Source organism: Bacillus sp. ABA4_010, assembly GCF_056159105.1.
In genome coordinates this window covers 1,285,368-1,308,128 of sequence record NZ_JBSWUN010000003.1, presented here as the reverse complement: position 1 = coordinate 1,308,128, position 22,761 = coordinate 1,285,368, and the positions used below count along the sequence as shown (strand labels likewise).

Annotated in this window: 23 protein-coding genes; 8 read left to right on the top strand and 15 right to left on the bottom strand. The window is 39.3% G+C overall.

Going from position 1 to position 22,761, the window contains the following annotated elements:
* Positions 1 to 13 precede the first annotated feature (13 nt).
* Together ACXAEO_RS07630 and ACXAEO_RS07625 are read right to left on the bottom strand one after the other, a co-directional pair.
* Positions 14 to 757 carry a GntR family transcriptional regulator gene (locus ACXAEO_RS07630; RefSeq protein ID WP_474879874.1) on the bottom strand — a complete coding sequence of 248 codons (744 nt, stop codon included), beginning with the start codon at positions 755 to 757 and terminating at the stop codon, positions 14 to 16.
* Between the two features lie 332 nt (positions 758 to 1,089).
* On the bottom strand, positions 1,090 to 1,908 hold the full coding sequence (locus tag ACXAEO_RS07625) for a histidinol-phosphatase (RefSeq protein WP_474879873.1): 819 nt from the start codon (positions 1,906 to 1,908) through the stop codon (positions 1,090 to 1,092).
* 174 nt (positions 1,909 to 2,082) lie between these two features.
* On the opposite strand from ACXAEO_RS07625, the gene ACXAEO_RS07620 reads away from it, so the two are divergent.
* The gene (locus tag ACXAEO_RS07620) at positions 2,083 to 3,120 is read left to right on the top strand and encodes an STAS domain-containing protein (RefSeq protein WP_474879872.1); all 1,038 of its coding nucleotides are present in this window, start codon (positions 2,083 to 2,085) and stop codon (positions 3,118 to 3,120) included.
* A 54-nt stretch (positions 3,121 to 3,174) separates the two neighbouring features.
* On the opposite strand, the gene ACXAEO_RS07615 is transcribed toward ACXAEO_RS07620, so the two are convergent.
* From ACXAEO_RS07615 to ACXAEO_RS07595, 5 genes are all read right to left on the bottom strand, one after another.
* Positions 3,175 to 4,065, bottom strand: a complete 891-nt coding sequence (locus ACXAEO_RS07615; protein WP_474879871.1) for an acyl-ACP desaturase — start codon at positions 4,063 to 4,065, stop codon at positions 3,175 to 3,177.
* Between the two features lie 232 nt (positions 4,066 to 4,297).
* Positions 4,298 to 4,687, bottom strand: a complete 390-nt coding sequence (locus tag ACXAEO_RS07610) for a M67 family metallopeptidase (RefSeq protein ID WP_474879870.1) — start codon at positions 4,685 to 4,687, stop codon at positions 4,298 to 4,300.
* Positions 4,688 to 4,718: 31 nt separating this feature from the next.
* Entirely contained in the window at positions 4,719 to 4,931 is a 213-nt protein-coding gene (locus tag ACXAEO_RS07605; RefSeq protein WP_474879869.1) for a hypothetical protein, read from the bottom strand.
* A gap of 34 nt (positions 4,932 to 4,965) precedes the next feature.
* Positions 4,966 to 6,360 (bottom strand): hypothetical protein, encoded by a 1,395-nt coding sequence (locus ACXAEO_RS07600; protein WP_474879868.1) that lies wholly within the window; start codon positions 6,358 to 6,360, stop codon positions 4,966 to 4,968.
* A 159-nt stretch (positions 6,361 to 6,519) separates the two neighbouring features.
* Positions 6,520 to 7,758, bottom strand: a complete 1,239-nt coding sequence (locus tag ACXAEO_RS07595) for a BMQ_0737 family morphogenetic spore coat protein (RefSeq protein ID WP_474879867.1) — start codon at positions 7,756 to 7,758, stop codon at positions 6,520 to 6,522.
* Between the two features lie 164 nt (positions 7,759 to 7,922).
* Here ACXAEO_RS07595 and ACXAEO_RS07590 point away from each other — a divergent pair, with 164 nt between their 5' ends.
* The 4 genes from ACXAEO_RS07590 (at position 7,923) to ACXAEO_RS07575 (ending at position 11,643) form a co-directional block, all read left to right on the top strand.
* On the top strand, positions 7,923 to 9,143 hold the full coding sequence (locus tag ACXAEO_RS07590) for a hypothetical protein (RefSeq protein WP_474879866.1): 1,221 nt from the start codon (positions 7,923 to 7,925) through the stop codon (positions 9,141 to 9,143).
* Positions 9,144 to 9,198: 55 nt separating this feature from the next.
* Positions 9,199 to 10,065 (top strand): hypothetical protein, encoded by an 867-nt coding sequence (locus tag ACXAEO_RS07585; protein WP_474879865.1) that lies wholly within the window; start codon positions 9,199 to 9,201, stop codon positions 10,063 to 10,065.
* Between the two features lie 431 nt (positions 10,066 to 10,496).
* Positions 10,497 to 11,090 (top strand): replication-relaxation family protein, encoded by a 594-nt coding sequence (locus ACXAEO_RS07580; RefSeq protein ID WP_474879864.1) that lies wholly within the window; start codon positions 10,497 to 10,499, stop codon positions 11,088 to 11,090.
* A 181-nt stretch (positions 11,091 to 11,271) separates the two neighbouring features.
* Positions 11,272 to 11,643 (top strand): helix-turn-helix domain-containing protein, encoded by a 372-nt coding sequence (locus ACXAEO_RS07575; protein WP_474879863.1) that lies wholly within the window; start codon positions 11,272 to 11,274, stop codon positions 11,641 to 11,643.
* 75 nt (positions 11,644 to 11,718) lie between these two features.
* Here the strand turns inward: ACXAEO_RS07575 and ACXAEO_RS07570 are convergent, their stop codons facing one another.
* Positions 11,719 to 12,165, bottom strand: a complete 447-nt coding sequence (locus tag ACXAEO_RS07570) for a hypothetical protein (protein ID WP_474879862.1) — start codon at positions 12,163 to 12,165, stop codon at positions 11,719 to 11,721.
* A 348-nt stretch (positions 12,166 to 12,513) separates the two neighbouring features.
* On the opposite strand from ACXAEO_RS07570, the gene ACXAEO_RS07565 reads away from it, so the two are divergent.
* Positions 12,514 to 13,392 (top strand): glycosyltransferase family 2 protein, encoded by an 879-nt coding sequence (locus ACXAEO_RS07565; protein ID WP_474879861.1) that lies wholly within the window; start codon positions 12,514 to 12,516, stop codon positions 13,390 to 13,392.
* Positions 13,393 to 13,467: 75 nt separating this feature from the next.
* A complete protein-coding gene (locus ACXAEO_RS07560; RefSeq protein WP_474879860.1) occupies positions 13,468 to 13,896 on the top strand; it encodes a hypothetical protein in 429 nt (142 codons plus the stop codon).
* A gap of 69 nt (positions 13,897 to 13,965) precedes the next feature.
* On the opposite strand, the gene ACXAEO_RS07555 is transcribed toward ACXAEO_RS07560, so the two are convergent.
* Positions 13,966 to 14,694: a glycosyltransferase family 2 protein gene (locus ACXAEO_RS07555; protein ID WP_474879859.1), complete on the bottom strand. Its 729-nt coding sequence runs from the start codon at positions 14,692 to 14,694 to the stop codon at positions 13,966 to 13,968.
* Between the two features lie 236 nt (positions 14,695 to 14,930).
* Between ACXAEO_RS07555 and ACXAEO_RS07550 the strand changes: the two genes are divergently transcribed.
* Positions 14,931 to 16,703, top strand: coding sequence for a glycosyltransferase (locus tag ACXAEO_RS07550; RefSeq protein WP_474879858.1), 1,773 nt, complete (start codon positions 14,931 to 14,933; stop codon positions 16,701 to 16,703).
* Positions 16,704 to 16,774: 71 nt separating this feature from the next.
* Here ACXAEO_RS07550 and ACXAEO_RS07545 read toward each other — a convergent pair whose 3' ends face one another.
* Genes ACXAEO_RS07545 through wecB form a run of 6 tightly spaced genes read right to left on the bottom strand, consistent with a single transcriptional unit; the run spans position 16,775 to position 22,659 of the window.
* Positions 16,775 to 17,521, bottom strand: coding sequence for a sulfotransferase domain-containing protein (locus ACXAEO_RS07545; protein ID WP_474879857.1), 747 nt, complete (start codon positions 17,519 to 17,521; stop codon positions 16,775 to 16,777).
* 50 nt (positions 17,522 to 17,571) lie between these two features.
* Positions 17,572 to 18,837: a glycosyltransferase family 2 protein gene (locus tag ACXAEO_RS07540; RefSeq protein WP_474879856.1), complete on the bottom strand. Its 1,266-nt coding sequence runs from the start codon at positions 18,835 to 18,837 to the stop codon at positions 17,572 to 17,574.
* A gap of 30 nt (positions 18,838 to 18,867) precedes the next feature.
* Positions 18,868 to 19,764, bottom strand: coding sequence for an NAD-dependent epimerase/dehydratase family protein (locus ACXAEO_RS07535; RefSeq protein WP_474879855.1), 897 nt, complete (start codon positions 19,762 to 19,764; stop codon positions 18,868 to 18,870).
* Positions 19,761 to 20,588, bottom strand: a complete 828-nt coding sequence (locus tag ACXAEO_RS07530) for a dTDP-4-dehydrorhamnose reductase family protein (protein WP_474879854.1) — start codon at positions 20,586 to 20,588, stop codon at positions 19,761 to 19,763. Before ACXAEO_RS07530 ends, ACXAEO_RS07535 begins: the two co-directional genes overlap by 4 nt.
* Complete coding sequence (locus ACXAEO_RS07525) at positions 20,589 to 21,575, bottom strand: polysaccharide biosynthesis protein (RefSeq protein WP_474879853.1); 987 nt, start codon at positions 21,573 to 21,575, stop codon at positions 20,589 to 20,591. It abuts the gene before it with no gap.
* Positions 21,568 to 22,659, bottom strand: a complete 1,092-nt coding sequence (gene wecB / locus ACXAEO_RS07520) for a non-hydrolyzing UDP-N-acetylglucosamine 2-epimerase (protein WP_474879852.1) — start codon at positions 22,657 to 22,659, stop codon at positions 21,568 to 21,570. Before wecB ends, ACXAEO_RS07525 begins: the two co-directional genes overlap by 8 nt.
* Positions 22,660 to 22,761 lie beyond the last annotated feature (102 nt).

Genomic DNA, 22,761 nt, shown 5'->3' with positions numbered 1-22,761 from the left:
TCTTACCTCATTATTACTGACGTTTGTAAGCAACCCTTACTGTAAAATTACTAGTATCTCCCCGATATCTTGCAATTGAATATTCAAATAGTTGACCGTGTTGCAGAAAACCTTTTGTTCTAATTAATTGAAGAGCTGTCATTGGTTCAATGCCAAGATGATTGGCATCTTCTTCCGCTGAATTAACGGCTTCAATAATTCGATCTGCATAACCAATCTCAAAGTTGTATTTTTCTTCAAGGGTTTTGTAAAGAGAGTTCTTTTCAAAATCTTCGTCTAGTAAACCCTCTGCCATTTCACAAGGAATATAAGTTGTCACAATAACGTATGGTTCATTGTTTACATACCGCAAACGATCAAGACGATAATAGCGGTCATATTCATCCCCAAATACTTCTTTTAATGTCAAATTTGAACTAACGGTGCTTTTTTCTAACACCTTTGTACTATGTGGAACTCCTTTTTGGACCATCTCATCGGAAAAGCTTGTTAAGTTTTCTAAAAACCATTGGCTAATTTTTGGCTTTGCTACAAACGTGCCTTTGCCATGCTCTTTACGTAATAAGCCTTCTGAGACTAATTCATTAACGGCTTGTCTGACCGTCGGTCGGCTAATTTCATATTGTTCAACAAGTTCTCGTTCAGAAGGAATTAATTGCCCTGGCAACAACTCCCCTGATTCAATTGCTTTTTTTAAAATTTCTTTCAATTGGTAATATAAAGGAATTGGAATATCTTTTTGGATTGCTTGTATCACTCTAATCATCCACCTTATTTATTAGAATAGTTATCTCTATTCTAATAAAACTCCTCTATAATTTCACGCTTATTTGTTCACCTCACTTTATGTAGTAATGATATCATGTTGTCATTACCAGTTAGATTGCAAGTAATTGTTTTTCTTATAGTTGTTATGTTCATTAAACCATCAACTTCCAATAATGTCAATATACTCTTTAGAATTTTCTGATTATTATTTCCTCTATTTATTAAAGAACTAAACAAAGAAAAACCATGCAATTTTTCGCACGGTTTTTCTAACGTATGACTCTTCTACTATGAAGAATGGTTCATTCGCAAGTTGCCATGTTACAACTCCGCCATATACCGCTTCTTTGCCACAAAATACGCCCATTCTTTAAAGCCAATTTCTTTCAGCCGCTGTTGGACAAATTCGAATTCATCTCCGACCCGCTCCGGTGTATGAGCATCGGAGCCAAATGTTACTTTCACTCCGTGAAAAAGCGCACGCTCTAATAAATCATCGCTCGGATACCAGCCACCGCAATCCTTCGTTTTTCCAGATGTATTAATTTCAATGGCGATATCATGCTTCGCAATCGCTTGAAGGGTTGTTTCGACGATTTCTGTTTCAATTGTTGAAAATTCCGGATAAAACCCTTTCATTGCATCAATATGCCCGAGAATTTGAAACATCCCGCTCCGAGCCGATTGTTCAATCAGCTCGTAATATTGTTCTTTCGTCTGTACTTTCTCTTTTTGTGTGAGCCCTTCCCATCTTCCGCGCTTGAAAATACTCACATCCCCAACATAATGAACCGAACCGATAATATAATCGAACGGATACGCCTGAAACTCTTTTTCATAAATATGAGCATATTGTGGAAAGAAATCACTTTCCATCCCAAGAAGTACATGAATTTTCCCTTTGTACGCTTCTTTTAAACGCAGCACTTCCTGCACATAATGAGCGAGCTCGCTTTTCGCCATGGCGATTGTTGGGTACAGTCGGTCTTCGTCGCTGTAAAAATAAGGAGAGTGATCCGCGATGCCGATGTAGTCGAACCCCATTTCAACAGCTGTTTGTACATAATCTTCAATCGTTCCTATCGCATGCCCACAGCGCTCGTGATGGGTATGGAAATCAAATTTTATTGTTTGTTTCATGTTTTTCAGTCTCCTTTTCCCGATTATTGTAACCATATTGACGTATTTACACGCTGCCTGTCCGGCTGAAAGAAAAGCTCGATAACTATATCTTTGATTGTCATTTACTTATAGGTAGTCTTATAATGAAGATATTGTCATTCAACGACTATTATGTAAAAAAGGAGCTTTCACATGTCATTGAACACAAATTCTGAAGATAAACCCGCAATTGATGTATCAGGCATTCAATTCAAATGGGATATTGAAAAAGGCTTATTTAACTTTGAAGGCGATGATGCGGTTCTCTTTTGGATTTCCTCGGCAATGAAAACGTTTTTTGACACACTTGAAGAAGTGTCTGGAAGCGATGCGGCTGATGTTGTACTTGAAACGACTGGATTTCGTCAAGGCGCCGTCGTCAGTGAATTTTTTAAAAAAGGGAATTTAACGATCCAGGAAATCGCCGCTATCTTCCCGACTCTTTATGCTTCAGCTGGTTGGGGACAGTTTAAGTTCCAAGAAATGAATGAAGAACAAAAAACGGCGGTTATTCATATTCAAGACAGCTGGGAATATAAAATTAATAAAGCACAAGGAAAAACGTCATATGGCTCATTTCTTCCGGGTCATTTTGCTGGCTTATTGACTGGGCTTTTCGAAACGAATGTTTGGTACGAGGTGAAAAAGAGCCAAATTGAAGGAGACGAATTTTGTGAGTATCATTATTTTCCTTCTGAGATAACGGCTACTCATAACATTCACGATTTTGCGAGAAGAAAAGAAGCGAGCGAAATTCAAAAGCTTGAAGCCCTTGTTGATGAACGAACAAAAGAACTGCGCGAACTTGTCAAAGAAATTTCTTCCCCTATTATTCCAGTGCTAGAGGAAATTGTAGTCGTTCCCTTACTCGGAAAATATGATGAAGTGCGCTCGGAAGAATTAATTGAAAAAACGCTTCATAATCTTCCCGCTTATAAAGCCCGCTATCTTGTGCTCGATTTAACAGGGCTTGACCTACATATTAGCAGCTACACAATGATTTTTATTGAAAAATTAGGATCAGCTGCCGCATTGATTGGAACCGAAACCATTTTAGTTGGTATCTCCCCAGAGCTTGGAACAGCTATTTCTTCTTCCAACTTAAACTTTTCAAGATTTAACTGCTTCCAAACGTTGCAGCACGGCATTTACTTTGCTTTAGCACAGCGTGGTCGAAACATTGTCGGTTAAAACAGACCGTTCTCCAACATTACTGGAGGACGGCCTTTTCTTTACGCTAATATGTTATTTTGTTTGGTAAAAACGGTCTCGAATTCGTTTCAAGCGGGCATGGTACGTTAAAATGTCTAAGCGGGCTTTTTCTGCTTCTGGAGCAATTGGCCTCAGATTTTCGAGTTCCCAATATTCAACGATGACATCAAGCACTTGATCAAAATATTCAAGCGGCCCGTAATTTGCTTCTTTCGCAATAATCGCCATCCGGTCTTCAAAATCGGGCATGACGGTCCCTGGCATTTGGAAGTTTTTAATAACATGCCCAAGGTAATAACAATAATTCGGTTCCAATTGAAGATGAAACTTAATAACATCCCGATAAAAGGCATAATGCAAAATTTCGTCCTTCGCCAATCTCCGAAGCAATGTTGATAAATCTTTATCATGCTCGCTCGCTTTTTTCGCGACGTTATTATAAAACACCATCGTGGCGAGTTCTTGTAAAGACGTATACACCATCGTTTCAAACGGCGTATGGAAATCAGGCGACCAGCCTCCTTCCACAGTTTGTTTATGCAACTGGTGAAGTCGCTTCGGATCGACACTGCGTGTAATCAACAAATAGGTTTCTAGTAGATTAGAATGTTGATCTTCTTCCGCAGTCCATGTATGAACAAAATCTTTAATAACCGAAAGAGACCCTTTGAACGTTTGGTCAAGATGAGAGGTAAACCACGGTAAGTTCACTTCTGTTAAAAGCGCTGTCTCTACTGCCGTTACAAGCCCAGGTGGCAATGTCACTTGACTCGGGTCCCACGGTACTCTTCGGAAATCTTGCGCTTTATCCCACGGCAAAAAATCATGATAACCCCAATCAATTTTTTCTGATCTTACTTTATGTTCCTCATACAGTTCTTTCAATTTCGGTTCCAGTCGAAAATCTAAATGATTCGTAAGCAAAAGGGTTGTCCTCCTCTAAAACTTTTATCTCTATTATATTCTAAAAAATGATATATTTCTGATAATTTTAAGGAGAAGTTGTGAAAAATTAGTGATGACAAATTTTTATATGCACAGGCAATGTATGAACATGTGAACGGCAAGCTAAAACCCGCCATCAAGTTCGTGTTACATAACCGATTGATGGCGGGTTCCTTTATAGCTGGTCAGGATGATTCCAACGAACAGAATGCTAGTCAAGCAACGTGATGGTCAATGGAGTGACTCGTTGATTTTCGATACGGTAGCATCGAACAGTCGGAGCAGTAGATAGGAAGGATACGATAAAATAGTCCGTGTGAGGGTAATGAGCATGTCGAATATCCGCTTGGGAAGGAAATGGAATTGCGGTCGGATGGGAGTGATAAATCCCCGTCCATCGTTGTGCTTGCTGCTTCATCGAGCGGAAGGTCCGAGTCATTTGATCAAGGTCCATCGAAAAGGAAGTGGGGCTTCTTTCTATGTTTTCCATCTGCCAAATGGTTTCATGTATGTGACCTCTTCCCGACACAAGTCCGCACGCTTCATACGGCAATGTTTTCCGGCAATGGTCCATCATTTCATGGTAAGCAGATGTTTTCATATACACAACGGGTTGCTGAAAGGTTGTTGTCTTAGCGACCGCAGCAACTTCTTTTTTTCGTTTGAGTCGCTTTTGGGGCAGAGGGCTGGTAATATCGCTTTTTCGGTTCATTCGCTTCGAAAATAGCGGGTTGCTCACTTCGCTTCACTGGAAGCTTTTTATTCTTTTTCCCGTCTGCTTTTTTCCCTGCTGGTACGCTTTTTAATTTCGTATAGGTTTCTCTAAGCTGTTGAAATGTCATCACATTGCATCACTCCTACATAATAGATGATTTACACTTATTTGAATGGGTTAAAGGGAGACATCCGAGCTTGTGCTTGCGGATAGTAACGTTTTAGCATTTCTGTCGGAGTCCCCCTTTGTTCTTGTTCAAGTTGCCTCGCACCACTTATTAGCCGTCGTTGTTCTTGCTGATTCGTTGATTTGCTTCCCCTTGTCTGATTCAGCATATGTTGAAATTGTTCACGGTATTGTTTTTCTGGAAGACCTTGCTGCCTCTGTTGTCGTTGTGCTTGTTGTGTCTGCTGGGCTTGTTGGGATTGTTGACGTTTAAGCTGCTCAAACTTTGATTGATAGCTTTTCTCTCTTTCTTCCAGTTCTTTAATCGTTCCATTCATTTCTTCGATTTGCTGCTGATAAGAAAGATGCTGATTTTGATATTGCTTAATTTCTGTTTCTAGCTGTTTTAACTTGCTCATGTAAAGTTCTTCTTTTGCATGGAAATTTTTCAAATGTTCGTTAAGCTCTTTTATTTGCTGAAAATGTTGTTGTTCCTTTTCTTCATAACGTTGAACATACTCATTCATTTTGCTCCACTTTTGTTCATATTGCCCGATTTCTTGCTTTAACTCTTGTACGGTACTGCTCAATTGTTCCATTTTTTCAAGATATTCTTCATCTTGTTCTTTGCTCCATAAATTCCAAACCATTTGAAGCCAGCTCCCTCTTTTTATCGTATTCACTTCATGCTGCTTTTGCTTAGGCGACTCAACCCAATTATTACTCACATCTTCAACCTGCTGTGCCCTCTCAGTCGATTCGTATTTCTTGTTACATAGTTCTGTTGCCTCGTTTTGTAATGAGGCGACTAAGCTTTGCTCTTCTAATGTTTCATTGAAACATGATTCACGGTGTTCATAATATAATAGTGTTTGCCATTGCAATTGCGACAGTTCTTGACATTCAAATTGTTTTTCCATCAACACCTTTTCTAGAGCGTTCATCTTTTCTTCAGCATTTAATAATTGTTGTGTTTGCTGATCTACTATTTGGAAAAGCGTGTTCGTTTTTTGTTCTCGTATGTTCATTTCTTGCCGCAATTGTTCTTGTTCCTTTTTCAGCGCTAGTATGCTTTCTTTTTTTCTCTTCATTTCTTGTCTTACCTTAACTTCATGCCCTTGAGTGCTTTTTACAAAATGGCGTATGCGGTTCACAGATTCAGCTATTTGTGCCAGCTTTTCCTCTTGAACAGCACTCTCAGTGGAACATTCGGCTTTTTGGATACTTTCAAGTTGCTCCGTTATGTGAATATTCTCTACACTATCATGTTGTAAACCGAATTTTAATTGCTCAATATACTGTTTAGAGGTAAAAAGTTTTTGTTCAATTCCCTTCATTTTCAAGAAAACATCGTTAAATGGCTCTTCCTTATAAAAATGGATGGTTTTCTTCAACTATTTTACCCCCCCTTATTTATAGACGGCGCCCTTTTATTACTATATGCTGTTTTTTGTTCGACGTGAAATGAATTTGTTTTTGTTCAAGTTTTAGAGGTTTCCACAAAAAAAAAGAAGGGTTCCCCCTCCTTTGTAGCCCTCATAATATTAATGATATTAAATTAAGTCGCTGCTAATAACATCTGGGAAAGTAACACAGTCTTGAACAATTAACTCTTCGTCTGGTACAAATCCAGCACCTAAGCCTAGTGTAACTAATGGAGCGCCTGCTAAGTCTAATAATGTAATAGCGTAAACATCAAGGGCTGCTCCAGGATTTTCAACAAGTGTCATCGTAAACGTTACATCTCGGTTGCCTGTACCGGCATCTTCAAAGTTGACAATTCCTCGACCTGTAATGTTCATCGTTACAACACCCGTTACTGGAACGGCTGCACATGTCGGCATATTGATTTCAGTAGCTCTAAATGTAAAGCCTTGGTTAGCTGTTCCCGTTGGACCGAGGCCAAGGTCTTCAACAATCCACTCGATCGTGCTGCCTGTTAAGCTACAGTTGTCACAAATCTCTGCATTCAGCTCAGATGTATATGCTCCTGCTGTTAAAGCAAGTGGGAATAAAGTAGCGCCAAACGCGATATCTGTTAACGGAGATAATGCTGCTGTATCGGCAAATGCTTGACAATCACAGCTCGGACGTGGGAATACTTCTGATCCGCAGTTAGTTGGCCATTCAAATGTCGGGCAGATTCCGCCAATAGGAAGTTCAATGTCGTTTGGACGCGGGAAGCAGAATTTAGCGAGAACTTCTAATCTTACATCTGCTTCAACTTGAACTTCATAACAAATGTCAAGCGCAATTTGAAGCCCAAGATCTGGAACGGCTGTCTCGATAAAATCTCGGTTGCAGTTTAGCTCAATTAAACGGCAAGAAATGTTATCACTTGTGAATGGTTCTGGTGCGCAAACCGCTAAACGCTGGGATTTACCGATAGTTGGACGGAATTGGCAAATGGTAGCACCTGCGCTATCAAAGATGGTAACTAGTGGTCTGACAGTAAAGACAACTTGAATAACTGCCAAATCTGTTGTGACGCCATTGACCGGAACAGAGCGTCTTTCAATTCTGGACGAAACAGCACAGGATACATTATCATTCATGCTTGGCGTACCATCGATAGGGAAAAATCCTCCTACTTCAGGAACTTCACAAACAACTTCAAGCGGTGTTCTCCCTTCGGAAACAGCTAAATTGACAGCTGCAGCGCATTCTGGAGGTAATGTAATGGCTGAATTTGTATATGTTGCATCAAACACCCAGTCGTAAACTTTCGGTACACGAATGCATTCTTCTTGCAAGTTGTTAGGGGTCAACTGCGACCCTCTAATTGGTTTCAATATAATCATCCTTTCCAGCATGTGTTTTTACACTAGCATTGTATGGAATTCCACCCCATGTGGTTCTAATAAATAAGCCCTTTTTAAGGGAGCAGCTCATAAAATTTAAGTCTTTTCATATAAATGATACATATCCGACAAAAGCAAAAAAGGAGACACGATTTATGGATATTTCGATTTATATCGACGATGAGCGGCAGGCAGTCATTTCGTATTATTCTGTTGTCGGCTTCCGCATGTTTTGCAAAGAGCAAGGACTGTACACGACATGGAATCCCGAAGCCAAAAGAATTGACGTGTTTTCTTGGCCAAAGCAGCCACATCTCTCGCTATTTGCAGCTAACAATCATCCATTAAGTGTTGATATATTAGAAGAAGTCAATCAATTTCTAGCCGTCCATGGCATTGAAACAGCTTTGCAAAATGAACGCCATTCCATAGTAGGCTCCGAGCTTGAAATTCAGTTGGAAATGTTAGAAAACAATATGTCCGCACGAACATTTCTTTCGATTGAGTATGGTGGTCGTGTCAATGAGCGGCTTTGGAATATCGTTCTGAGCGAATTGAATGAATCAAAATGGGCTTTTGAGTTAAAAGAAGGTCCTATCTCCTCTTCCTCTGTCCCATGTTTGCACGTTACATGCAGTATCCCGAAAAGCGAGCATCCAGCTCTTTTAAAAGAAAAACTGGCCATGTCGTTAACAAGAGTCCTTCTTCAGTACGTTCAACCTTTATTGGAAAAAAGGCTTTTGTCGTATCTTCCGACAGAAATGCTGAAGAATTGGATTAAAAATATAACGCATTTTGACACACCTCCAAAAGAGACGAACGTTCATGAAAAAGAAGAAGTCGTTCATAAGGTGACGAAAGTGTCACCAGCGACAACCATTCTAGAGGAACGTAAGCCTATTTCTTTGACGAGAGCGGAGTTATTTTTTGATGTCACCATCCTTCCGCCTCAAGCTGATGATATGAAAGAATTTTTAATCAATGGCAGTCTATATATGAAAAATACTGGCACAAGCGTATTGCGCTCCCCTGTTATTTGTATAAAAGTAACCCCTGCAGAAAGTGCCGCACTTCAAGGTCAAATTATTCCGCCTAGACTCGTATCGGGATTATCAACAAAAAGCAACGGGGCAGAAAAAGGCTGGAAGTACGTGTATGAAGATTGGCGGGAAAGAATTCGTACAAAGGGAGAATATTGGATTACCCCTATTCAGCCATTAGAAATTCTTCCAAATGAAATCGCTGCTTTTAACAGTTTGAAAATTTCAATTGAAGAACCGGAAAAAAGCGGCTACGTTTTAGTGGAGGGATTTGCCTACTTTAACGAAGGACAGCATCAATTTAGTGCTCATAACCGAGTTTCTTTTTCGTTTTAAAGGTGAACGTAACAGGTACTTTCGTTATGAAGATCACGAAGGCTGGGAGGTTACAATGGAAGTAGACAACAAATGGCAAGTGAGCAGCTCGAATCCTTTCATGCTTGAACAAACGATTATTCATTTGAAATCAGAAGTAGCTAAACATAAAGCGAAAATTCAGGCGTATCAAAATGACTTTCATTATAGTCAGATTGAAGCGTTAAAGAAAGAAAATGGAGAATTACATGAATCACTCTTGAACTGCACACAACAATTGGAACAACTGAAAGAAGAAAAGCAGACGCAAGAAATGGAGTTTCAGCATAAAGAAAAGACTCATATTGAACAAGAACGAGCGCAGGCTGAAACTATCCGGCAACTGCAGCGCGATTATGAGAAACAAATGAACGAACTGACCAATTGGAAGCAGCTAGAAAGTCGCTTAACAGAAGAATTAAAGATGGTGAAGCGCTCGAATGTAGTGCTGGAGGAGCAGATTAAAAACAAAGACCGATCGATAGAGAGCTTGCAAAGTGAAGTAAAGAAATTGGAACAAAGTGTTGTCACATTGAAAGAGCAAAAACAAGAAAAAGACCAACTCCTGACGACTCTTCAAAGCACATATGAACAAGAAGCGGCGAAACAACAGCAATTAGTCGAGGAACGGCTTTCTGAACAGATGGCTCATAATGAATTGTTTGCACAAATAGAAGCCTTAAAGCAAGAAATAACAGTCATTGAAAGCGGTGAAACACCGCCTTCTTATATGCCCAAAAAAGAAGAACGTGAATTTCAGCATCAACTTGAACAGGCGCTTTTGCAAGTAAACGATTATGGAGAAAAACTTGCCGCAAGCATTTCACTTATTGTTCAGTTGGAGGAACATATTGATGAATTGACCGATGAAATGACACAATTAAAAAGCCTTCTATCTAGATGACTCTAGAAGCTTCCAGTTGGTTGGAGGAACGATGATGATGGTTCTCGATTAAGTGAAGATGTGCCAAATGTACAGTAAACCTACGATATGTTGGATATGTAAAAACGCCTCGTAAATTTCACGGGGCGTTTTTATACGTTTATGAACTCAACGAGAACTTGTCCAATTTGCGCTCTCCCATTTACATAATAAGGAAAATGATAATTGGTGGGTTACCGCGGGATAAAAGTTGTCAACCTTGTTTCTTTTCATAACGAACAAGCTAACCTTCTTTTTCACTGTTGCTTCTATGCATAGGACTATTTCCCTTCACATATACATGTAATTACAAAAGTAGGCATTACATTTGTTTTTATCTCATAAACGCCTACCTCACAGCATTTTGAAATCGGTTTTGATTATAAACGGCTTTACGAAAGGGAGGACGAAGAATGCTGACAGCTAGAGATTACAACATCATTAAAACGTTAACTCGTTTTCGCTGCCTTTCTCGCGATCAAATTGTGTCGCTTTTTTTTGGAGAATTGAAAAACCCAGTTACATCTGCCAATTATGTGCTTAAAAGACTAAGGCGTGAAGGGAATATTATCGCAAACACAGAATATAGTCCATATGTCTATTTTCCTAATCCCTCGCCCATTAAAATAGACTCGCAAAAAATTCCGCACTACTTGGCTATCGCGCATTTTTACATTAATTTATGCAAGCATGAAACGCCTCATATATTTATGGTTGAACCTCGTTATGGACCAGCATTTATGCAGCCAGACATTTTTATGGTGTGGAAAAACGAACCCTTTTTCGTAGAAATTCAAAACTCGATTTATTCATCAAACGTTATGAGAAAGAAAATGGACCGATATCAACATTATTACGAATCCGGCGAGTGGAAAAAACAAAGTGAGTTACAGAAAGAGCCTGTTTGCTTTCCATCTATTTGGATTGTCGCTAAAAACACGTATTCTTTCCCCTCTCATAACCTTCCAATCATCCAAACAAACGATGTGGAATCTTTCGTTCATTAACACTCCATATTCAGACCATATTTTTATATATGCAAGAAATTGGTTTTAGATACCAATTTCAAAATATTCTCTCCATATTTTCTTATTTTACCAATTATTTATTTATAAAGCATACTTTTAAAATTTTGAGTTTATAATAAAATTTGCACGTTTAAATAAACATATGGAGAGGGGGTCGCAAATGAAATACTATTCTAAAATAAAAGAAGTCAGAAAGAAAAATGGAGACACGTTGAAGGGATTAGCGGAAAAAGTTAACTACGATTACAGCAACTTGTCAAAAATTGAACGAGGATTATACGAACCGTCTTTATCTTTATTAAAAAAAATTGCAGAAGTTTACAATATAAGTGTCTCTTATTTGCTAAACGGTGATCAGCACAGCTCGGAAGAAGCAAGTTTTATGGAAAACTTAGACTTGTCGTCAAAAGAGCTCGGCAATAAGTATGACGTGTTGCTAGATGGTAAGAAATTATCAGAAAATGAGCTCGATCTTGTCGTGGAGGTCATTCGTAAGCTTCGCCAAGCAACTGATCATGCCAAGAAGGAATAATGACTTTTTCCATTTTTATATAGTTGTAAGTCATCAAACAATGCTCTTCTAAATTGAAAGGACATTTAATCCCTATCACTTTTTGTAGTGAGCAGACGGCATAATGACATGATTGAGCAAATGAAGATCATACTTTTGAAGCAGTTCAATATTTAAGGGAAAACATCTGCCTTCCCCCACCATTTCGCCCTCTTTTTGATTAACTGGATGCAAAAGCACCAATAGAAAGATGTTCTTGTTTTTTAAAGGAACTAAATAACAAAACGCCTCTTCTCCCTCCCATGCCTTGTTGAACATTTCAGTTAATTTCTCCATTTGCTCTTCATAATTGACCAATTCTTGCAATTGCTTTCCGTCCAGTTCAGAAGGAGACAGTTGCAATATATCCAAAATGTTAGCACTGACTTCTGTAATGACAAATGTTTCACCAGTTTTATGAAAGCAGAATCTCATCTCTTCATGAAAGATTTCATATTCATCTAACAACTTTCTGATAAATTTAAGAATGTTAATTTCCCCCATACAAACCCTTCCTTTTCACTGACAAATTGACGGTTCGATTTCCATTTAGAAAATTTGCGGGTTCAATTAGTCACCTAAAACTGCCGCCCTGTATGAAATCCTTTAGAAAATATACAGCATTTTCATGTTAATTTTTTACATTTATATTATATCGTAAATATGTGGATTTAGCACGTATATATATGGGAAACTTCTGTCGTTGGGGATTTTCTTTCATCTCCCACTTACATTTCTACGATCACGTCAAATTTTGAAGTGTGGGATAAATACGCGGCTTCTTCCCTTTGAATGTCCCCTTTTATTTGTTTCACATATACATATAGAGAATCCAATAAAAGGAGCCGTTCCATGACAATACCTACTTTCACCACTATTATATTCCCCGTCAAAAATGAAGGGGCGCAGGTTGAAAACACGGTAAACGCTTTGTTTTCTGTTCAAACATCAACTCCGTTTGAAGTTATTATCGTCAACGATGGGTCTATAGACGGGTGCTGCGACTTTCTTCAAACCTCTTTTTGGAAAGAGCGAATTCAATTGATTAACACCCCTGGCATCGGTCCGGCAAATGCGAGAAATGCAGGAGCGGAAAAAGCATCAGGGGCTTTCCTTCTTTTTTGTGATGCTCATTTGGAATTTGCGGACGGATGGATCGATCAGCTTATCGACACACTGTTGTCGGGAATCACTGATGCAGTGACTCCTGCCATTGGGGCGATCGGACATGAGACTTTTACTGGATATGGCCAAAGTTTAACATCCAAGCTTCGAGTGATCTGGAATACCAAAAAAGAGCATGTATTCGAAACAGCCGTCTTACCTGGGGGGTGTTTTGCTATTAAAAAAAGCGTATTTGAAGACGTTGGCGGCTTTGAAACAGGTTTTCCAACATGGGGCCATGAAGATGTAGAATTATCGATCAAACTTTGGCTTTTCGGTTATCGCTGCCATGTGCAGCCAAAAGCGAAGGTGTGGCATTTGTTTCGACATGTTCATCCATACGACATTCAACATCAAGACATTTACTACAATTTTTTAAGAATGGCTTACTTACACTTTACAGCAGCCCGTATTCAAAAGTGCAGAAAAATGATGCACAACGTGGACAGTCAAGCAATTGAAGAAACATTAGTTCAAACAGAGATTGTTCAGCAGCGCATTCATTATTTACAGAGGCGGAAGTATGATGATGACTGGTATTTTCAAAAGTTCAAAATAGACTTCTAATCTCCGCATCTATACAAGCATAAAGAGGTGCTAAGAATATATTATCGTATACTCATGAAGAAGGGAGGATAAAGAGTGGCTAAACTACTAGACTCTAAAACATCCCAAAACGCCAGCTATGCAAATTCTCTTTCTATTCCTGTTTCAACTACACCAGAGCTATTCGCGCGGCTTACATTGAATGCAGCCGAAGCGACCGGTACAGTCCGAACACAATTAGTCGGAACTGTTGCTGTCCAAGTACCTCTTTTGCCTGTCACGACTAATGTTACAGTAACCATTGTAAGAGGAACCACTTTGTCTGATTTAGTGATTTATACCGCACAGGAGAACTTAGATTTATCCGTTCTAGGACCGCAAGTGTTATCGTTTACCGCCTCGGATTTTAAAGTGCCAATCCCGTCTAATAATCAAGTTGTCTACACGGCTTTTATAAGTGCAGGTTTACTCGGAACAATCCGGGTTGGACCGGAAAGTCTTAATGCAACGATGTACTCCGATTAAGTAAAAACATTCATTTAGGAAGTGAACGAAAGCAGTGTCTTCATCCCCCTCTTTCGTTCACTTCTTCGTTCACGAGTTGTTTTTCGTTTTTCTTATTTGTTCTGCTAACAGCTGCTCCATCCTTCCTCTATGGCGTCTGATGACCAATTGGCGTTCCTTTTTAATAGCAGCTGCATATTTTTTTGACCCCATCTCGTTATGCACTCGGTAAAGCAGCAATGATTCGGGTACATAATGAACATCAAAATGTTGGATGATTCGAAGCCATAAATCATAATCATGAGTATAAGGAAGGGCTTCGTCAAACATGCCTATGCGCTCAAATACTGTTTTATGAATCATAACGGAACAGCCGTTAATAATATTTCCCATGCTCATTCTTTTAAGGAATTCAAGTCGATTGGCAGAACCCACTCCTAATGAAGAATGGATCATCGTTCCATTCTCGTCAATCGAAGAAAAATTTGTATAGCTAAAGGCCGCCTTCTTCTCTTTCATGAAGGCGACTTGAATGGCCGTTTTTTCACCTTCATATAAATCATCTGAACTGAGCCAGCAAATATAGTCCCCAGTTGCTTGCCGAATCCCTGTATTCAATGCGCTTGCTGTTCCGCCGTTTCTCTTTTCGATATATTGAATATGATGGGTGTACGGAGTAATTTTTTCCGAATGCTTCGTTGATCCGTCATTGACCACAATGATTTCTATTTCCTTGTATGTTTGATTAAGCAAACTGTCCAATGCCTGATTGATATACGGACAATTATAGAATGGAACAATAATGGAGACTTTTGACAAACTTCATCTTCCTTTCTGACATGGAAATGAACATCACGATTGTAACTATGAAAGAAACCACTTCTACACGTCTGTATCTGTATATATGTAGGTAATATATGCTAGAAACCGGGTTCCGGCACACTTCATAATAAAGGAAGAAACAACTGCGACTGTTTGGTTCGCAGAAAACATCCCCACCCATTTACACCATCGGTTTCATGATCAACATTTGAAAATCTGGAGGGATTGATTTTATGCATAGCAACACCTTTCTTGCCTTCAATGGACAGAGTACGATTACGACTGAACCATTATTGTTCACCAACATTCAAAATACGTTTACGATAGAATTTTGGGCAAAGCCTGAAGCCCCTTGTGGCATAGAGAGAGAGTCACCAACGGGAATTACGAACAGTCACCTTCATCGCTTTGCCGTAACACCTGTTTTCGGGGCATATGGAGATGGCGATCATTCAAGAGCGGGTGTAGGATTGTCGGTCGGAACAAATGGGGTTTCTGTTTATGAGCATACAACGAATCACCTCACGGCTACACTCGTAGCAAATACAGCTTTAGAAGATTGGACACATATTGCGGTCGTCTATGTGAATAAAATCCCTTCTCTTTATCTTAATGGCCAATTCATTAAGCGTGGGGTCAAGAGTGTGAAAGAAAAAGTCGTCCCTTCAGCTATGTTCGGAGGATTGTCTCCTTACGGGTTCTATATGGGAGGAATGAAGGAAATACGAGTATGGGATGTAGCGAGAACGGCCTCTGACCTTCAAGCACATATGCACGAAGAGCTTACCGGTCATGAACCAAATCTTTGTGCATATTGGAAATTGAACGAAGGTGCTGGAAATACGATTCAAGATTTGACGGTCCAGCAAATGAACGGAACACTTAAGGAGACTGAATGGAAAACAACGCAAGAAAATGCCGTTAATCAAGACATTCGCCTTCTTTTTACTTTTTTTGTTCCCAGCGGCGGAGTGGAAACATTAAACAGGCAGCGTTTTTATGCGTTACATCGAAATGGCGTAAGCTGTGATTTTTTATATACACAGCCGGGTACAGGCTTACAAAACCAAATTGATACATCTATTTTTGTGACGAAAGACGAAGAGGAAATAAAAAGGATTGTCCTAGCTGGAAAGTATGACGCGATTGTCGTTGGATCTGACTTACAATTATTACAAAAATTAAAGAAAATGGGGTATCAAGGTGCCCTCATCTATGAAATTCAAGGTCTTGGTTTTAATAAAGAATACGCAGAAGATTTCTTGAAAAATCATGCACACGCCATTATTGATGAATATTGTGATGCCATTTTATACCCTCAAACTCCGCATCTCATTGCAGCATTTCAAAAATATTTTCCTTCTAAGAAACAATACTGTTTTCATAATTGCTTTAATACAAATGACTTCCACTATCAACAACATCCTAAAACGAAATCCCCCATTATCGGATGGGTCGGAAGATTGGAAGAAAATAAAAATTGGCGTGATTTTCTGGCAATTGGAGCAGAACTAATTCGGGAAACCCCCTCCATTCAGCTTTGGATGTTTGAAGATAATACACTAAGCGAGAAATCAGAACGAATGGCGTTTGAACAAACTGTCCAACAATTAAATTTGCAAGAACATCTAACGGTTTATGCTAATCAGCCGCACCACAAAATGGCCGATTATTTTTCAATCATTGGCGATTCGGGAGGTTTTTTATGTTCAACATCAAAAGTAGAAGGCTTCGGATACGCTGTCCTTGAAGCGATGATATGTAGGTGCCCTGTTCTGTCAACAGACTCTGACGGAGTACGAAGCTTTATCCACCATAATGTGACAGGAAAGTTTTTTGATTTAGGAAATATTTCTCAAGCGGTTCGCGAGGGAAAAGAATTGTTAGTTGATGTACCTTTACGAGAAAAATTGAGAAACAAAGCCGTTGAACATATTGAAACACACTTTTCCTTAGAGACGTACCGAGAAAACTTTTTAAATATGATCGATAGTTTAAAAAATTAAAAAACAGGTCGCAACCCTTGCTTGCCTATCATTCAAAAAAGATATGCTGCAGGGGTTCACCTGTCTTTTCATTACCATAAATGGTCTTTTTCATAGTTGAACTGAATTAAAAAGTCTCCAGCTGTTTTTTTCATTGCTTGCTTATGCGCTTCCGTAAATTCTTCTCTCCACCCTCCAACAGTACCTTTACGAAACGTCCATGATTTTTCGGGATTGATGTTTTGCTTCATAAAATGAAATAGCCGCTCCTTCTCCACCTCTTCTATTTTCTTCTCCCATAAAAAATCAATGATACGATAAATAACTTCTCTTTGCGATTGTTCGCTAGCCATTAACTCCTCATAGCGCATACTGCATACCGATTTATCTTGTTGCCATCGATATATCCCTTCAAATTCTGCGAACACACCTGGATATCGCGTCATCCCCCAGCTATTGTTTCGTTCTTCTCCTATTAAATCAATGCCTTCAATGATCGCCATCAATTGTTCATCTTTCGTTAATAAGCGGTGTTGAAAAACAGGGAAAAGCGGGTGAGTTGGTAGTAAGCGATTGATAAAATGTCTTAATGACACCGTAACGTCCCGAATATCACGGTAAATAAAAACTTGTTTAATAGCTGAAGCATTCAGCCGTTCGGATAATTCATCTGTATAAACAAGATGACCCGTAGTATATTGCCCTGGCTGAAGTTGCAAAAAATCTTTTTCAGGAATTCTTATCATCCCAGGGATGCCTTCAATAATTTGCAGCAATAAGTTCGTTCCGCTTTTAGGAACGGAATTTAGAAGAATTTTTGGTAATACAGGTTCGTTCAAGTTCTTAACCTCCTATTTTGTATCGATGGCTCACGTATGGCCTGCTGATGTTATTGTCCGCTTCTATTGACCATTTCTCTTAATTGTTCAGTTCGATACAGCTCATTAAACAGCGGATCTCCCAGTTTAGTCGAATGAATGCGGAGGCCTATTGGTCCGTTGTTCGATTGAAACACCTTTTGATTAGCTGATGGTAGCGCACCGTTTAAGAAATAAGAAGAGACAACATTCATGGTAGCTACTTGTTCAGCCAAGTCTTCATGTGCAGCCATCAAATTCGCAAGGGCATCCAATGCTTTTGGAAAAGGAGCATCCCCGTATAAAAAGGTAAAAGGAGTATCAGCCATGGCGATTCCAATCTTTAATGCCTCATGCAAGCTTATATTTGGCATCGCATGGAGTGACACACGAGGGTCGGAAATTTTTTTTAATACGTGAGAGGCTATTTCTTTTTCAGATAAATCTAACACGATGAGCTTATAGTTACTGTAAGCTTGTTCCAGCATCTTTTCGTACTGTTCGATCACTTCACTCTGCACATGTTGAACAGGAAAAAGAACGGTCGTTTCAACAGGAACTCTTCTTCTCAGACGCGCTTGATGTTTAGCTAAATTGAACATATACCGCCAGCGTCGGTGTTGTGCGACAGAGCTCTGTAATTGAGCTGAAATGCTATGAATAGATGCGACGCGGTAATCCATCAATTCAATCGGGATATATTGAATGTCACAATGTTCGGTTAGACGAAGCCAATACTCGTAATCTTCTACCGGTTCCATAAAGTAGCCAGCAATCATTTCTGCATATTTCTTTTTATACATAAACGACGTTCCGATATAGCAAAAGTCTAATAATTTTTCTTTCGGCTTTTCCTGCATTTTGCGAAAAGCGGGCAAATTTTCATTTAAAATATGCTTTCCTCTTTCATCAATATGGCGAAAACTGCTATAAGCTAATCCGAGTTCATCCGACCCTTCCGCAAGTACCGCCCTTAATGTTTCAATGAAATGAGGGAAATAAATATTATCGCTCGACACCCAAGTAAAGTACTTCACTTCTTCAATCGACCGTAACGTGTCGAACCCTGTGTTAAGCGCTTTAGAGACGCCTTCATTTTTGTCTTTAAAAATGAGCTGTACGCGCCGATCTTCTTTCGTCATTTCTCGAATGATTGCATTCGTCTCCTCAGGCGCCCCATCAGACACAACGACAAAGTGATAATGCTCATAACTTTGTTTCAAGACCGATTGTAAAGCCAGTCTCAAATAATGAGGGTCTTGCTTATAAACCGGCATAACAATCCCAACATCCCTCATTTAAATTCCTCCGTATTGTTCATTTTCAATTTATTGATTGGCACGATAAAAATCGAGCGTATCTTTTAAAGAGGTGGCCAATGGAATGGCTCGTTTCCATCCAAGTTTTATTAATGGTTCAAGAGTGCTTTTCACAGGCTGTTCTCGATGATTAGGCATCTCTGTTCGAATTTCAAATTCAACAGCCGCAAGTGATTGGAAGTGATTCGTAATCTCCTTTAAAGAGCGGCTCTTACCTGAAGCAACTTCATAGGTCTCGCCTGACACTCCTTTTTGTAAAAGCAATTCATACGCACTTACAGCATCCCGAACATCCACGAAATCCCGCTGTGCCTGCAAATTGTTCACTTCAAGTATTTTTTCCGCTGTCCCCCGCTCCATATCGACGATTTTCTTTGCCAATATGGAACAGACACCGTTAGAAAAGCCAGGGCCGATTAAATTAAAAGGTTTAGCGATGACGATATGCATGTTATACAGTTTCTCCCAAGATTTCGACACGGTTACTTGAAGGGTTTTGCTTAAACTATAAGGATGAGTGAGAGTAGACATATCGTTTAGATGAAACTGAAGAGCAGAACCGACGATTACACTTTTACAGTCAGGGCAACTTGTTCGCAATGCTTCAAGTACATAAAGTGTGGACATCATATTGACTTCTATCGACTGAGAAGGATTCAGCCACGATTGACCAACATGGTTTTGACCTGCTAAATGGAGAAGATAGTGAGGTTGAATATGTTGAACTAATGTATTTACAGCTTCCTTATTGGTGAGATCGCACATCTCCATGCGAATGGAATCAGACAAGGAAGGCTTTCTTGATACGCCGATAACGTTAAATCCCTTTTGGAGAAAGTGGCAGCAGGCATGCCATCCAGTAAAGCCGGATGCTCCTGTAATCATTAATGTCGGCTGGTCGTTCATCGAGCTTGCATCCAATTTTTCAATTCCGATAACATTTGTTTATACGATGGCACTTCATAGCGAAAATCGGTTCTTGTGTTTTGAATTGTCCGGTCAAGTACGATAGTTGAATCAGGCATTATTTCTACGTCTGTTTTTTGAAAAACATCTTGCATTTGTTTCAGCAAATCATACTTTGATATCTTTTCGTCTGAACAAAGGTGATACAACCCTGTCACCTTTTGCTGAATCATGGCTTCAACCGCTTTCGCCAACTCAAGAGTGGTGACGCCATTCCAAAGCACTTTTTCATATCCCTTGATTTCACCAGATTGTTTCATAAACCATAAGAACAAGCCAATTCCGTTTTCTTTCAATTCCGGTCCAATAATGGATGTGCGAATGGTTAAATGTTTATCGTCTATGACCTCTCCCCAACGTTTGGAACGGGCATAGGCAGTGATGCCATCTGGAATGTCATGTTCGGTATAATTTCCTTTCATCCCTGAAAACACACAGTCTGTACTTATATGAATGAGCTTCCCGTTCTGACGTTCAAGTAACTTAGTAAGCTGATGCGGCAGTAAACTATTAACTTGAGTAGCAAGCATCGGATTGTTTTCCGCACGGTCGTTTAAAATACCGATGCAATTAATGGTAATATCCGGTTTCACGTACTCAATGATTTCCTCTAGTTTAGTAGAATTAGTGACATCTAAATACAGACCATTTTGATCATGTATATCCCTTGATGTGTAGAAAACGGTATATTCAGGACGTTGTTGAAAATAAGCTGCCATCACATGTCCAGCCATTCCTTTTCCACCAAGGATCAGCATGTTCATTTAAATAAACCTGCCTTTCTTTAAAATATCTTTAATCTCATCTTTGTTCATCAATCCTTTGCTGGAATTATAACTAATTAAATTGGCCGCTTTGTACGCTGCATAATGCTCTTTTAAACCATCAATGTGAATTTGCGGTAAAATGACAAAGTATTCCTCGTCATAAGCAATCGTCGTCGTGCTTTCATACTCGGAAAGAAGCAGTTCATGAATCTTTTCCCCTGGACGAATGCCGAGTATTTCCACTTCCACCTTTTCTTTATTGGACGCTTCCATTAATACATGAGCAAGGTCAAGAATTTTACATGCAGGCATTTTCATGACGAAAATCTCCCCACCTATGCTCTCGAACGTTGCTTTAAATACAAGTTTAATCGCTTCCTCAATAGTCAAGAAAAAGCGCGTCATTTCTAAGTCAGTAATGCCAATTTTCCCTTTTTCCTGAATTTGCTTTTTGAAGACATGAATCACGCTTCCATTTGTCCCAAGTACATTTCCGCCCCGTATACAAACAAATTTCGTCTCTGTTTTTAGCGTATTGGCGTGAATAATTAACCGCTCTCCCATCGCCTTTGACAGCCCATAAAAATTGGAGGGATTAGAAGCTTTATCTGTCGAAATATAAACAACTCGTTTAACACGACAGCTAACAGCCGCATCAATGACATTTTGTGTACCGATGACATTCGTCTTTAACGCTTCAATTGGCTGGTCTTCACAAACTGGGACATGCTTTAAAGCCGCTAAGTGGAAGATATAATCGACACCTTGGCATACTTCTAGCAATATATCTTTTTCCTTAATGTCTCCGATAATAAAATTTAGTTTCGGATGACTATCAAATTCTTGTTTCATTGTAAATTGATTGGATTCATTTCTTGAAAAAATGCGAATTTCTTTTGGATTATATGTTAGCAGCTGTCGAACAAGTTCATATCCCCATGAACCTGTTCCACCTGTTACTAAAATGGTTTGATTATTAAACAACTTCTAGCCCTCCTAGTAATATTTTAATGACTTTATCCGAAACATTCTCATCATGGTACCCTTCTGGATAAGACCAGTCTTTCGGCTGATTCACCATAATACGAACACAGTTTACAATTTGCATCGCGTTTATGCCTGATAGCATATTACTTCCACATGCAATAGTTTCAGGTCTTTCCGTTGTCTTGCGGATAGTGACGGTTGGAACATGAAACAAACAACATTCTTCCTGAACCGTTCCACTATCTGTTAATACACAAAAGGCATTTTTTTCTAGCTTAACAAAATCGAAAAATCCAAAGGGCTCATGGAATTCAACGAACGGATGAACTTCTAGGAACGACGTGCTTTCAATACGTGATCTAGTGCGAGGATGGATACTGCAAATGACTCTTTTTTGGAAAGTTTCCGCCACCATGTTAATGCCTTTCATAATTTCAAGTAAACGATCTTCGTGATCAACATTTTCCGCTCGATGAATCGTAGCTAAAAAATAACCTTCTTTTTCTACCTTTAGCTTTTGAAGAATAGGACTTTGCTCAATCTCTTTTTTATAATGCTCAAGAACTTCATAAATCGGGTTTCCAGATATAAAAATACGATTGCTTGGGATGCCTTCCTTCAGTAAGTTTTCTCTACTTTGAGGCGTGTATGGTAAATTAAAGCTCGAGATGGCATCAATCACTCTGCGGTTTTTTTCTTCTGGCACTTCGAGGTCAAAGCATCGGTTTCCAGCTTCCATATGAATAACCGGGATTCCCATTCTTTCCGCTAAAATTGCACTAAGGCCACTATTTGTGTCGCCTAGCACTAACACCTTATCTGGCTTCTCTTTTCGAAAAATAGTCTCTAAATTTACATAAATAGCCGCCAACTGTTCTCCGAGAGATTGCTGCTGCTTCAACAATACATAATCAGGCTGTCTAACGTTTAATTGTTGAAAGAACACTTCACTTAATGATGAGGTGAAATTTTGGCCCGTGTGTACTAAAATATGGGTTTGGGCATACTCGTCCAACTTCTCTATAATGAGACTTAAACGTATAATCTCAGGGCGAGTTCCTAAAATCGTTATGACTTTCATTGTGTGCGCTCCTTACTTAAGTTATTTCTGTTCAGCCAGATACTGCCCTCCTCTCCTTATACTGTATGCTCTCCCGTATCTGTTGCTATAGGCGAATCTATT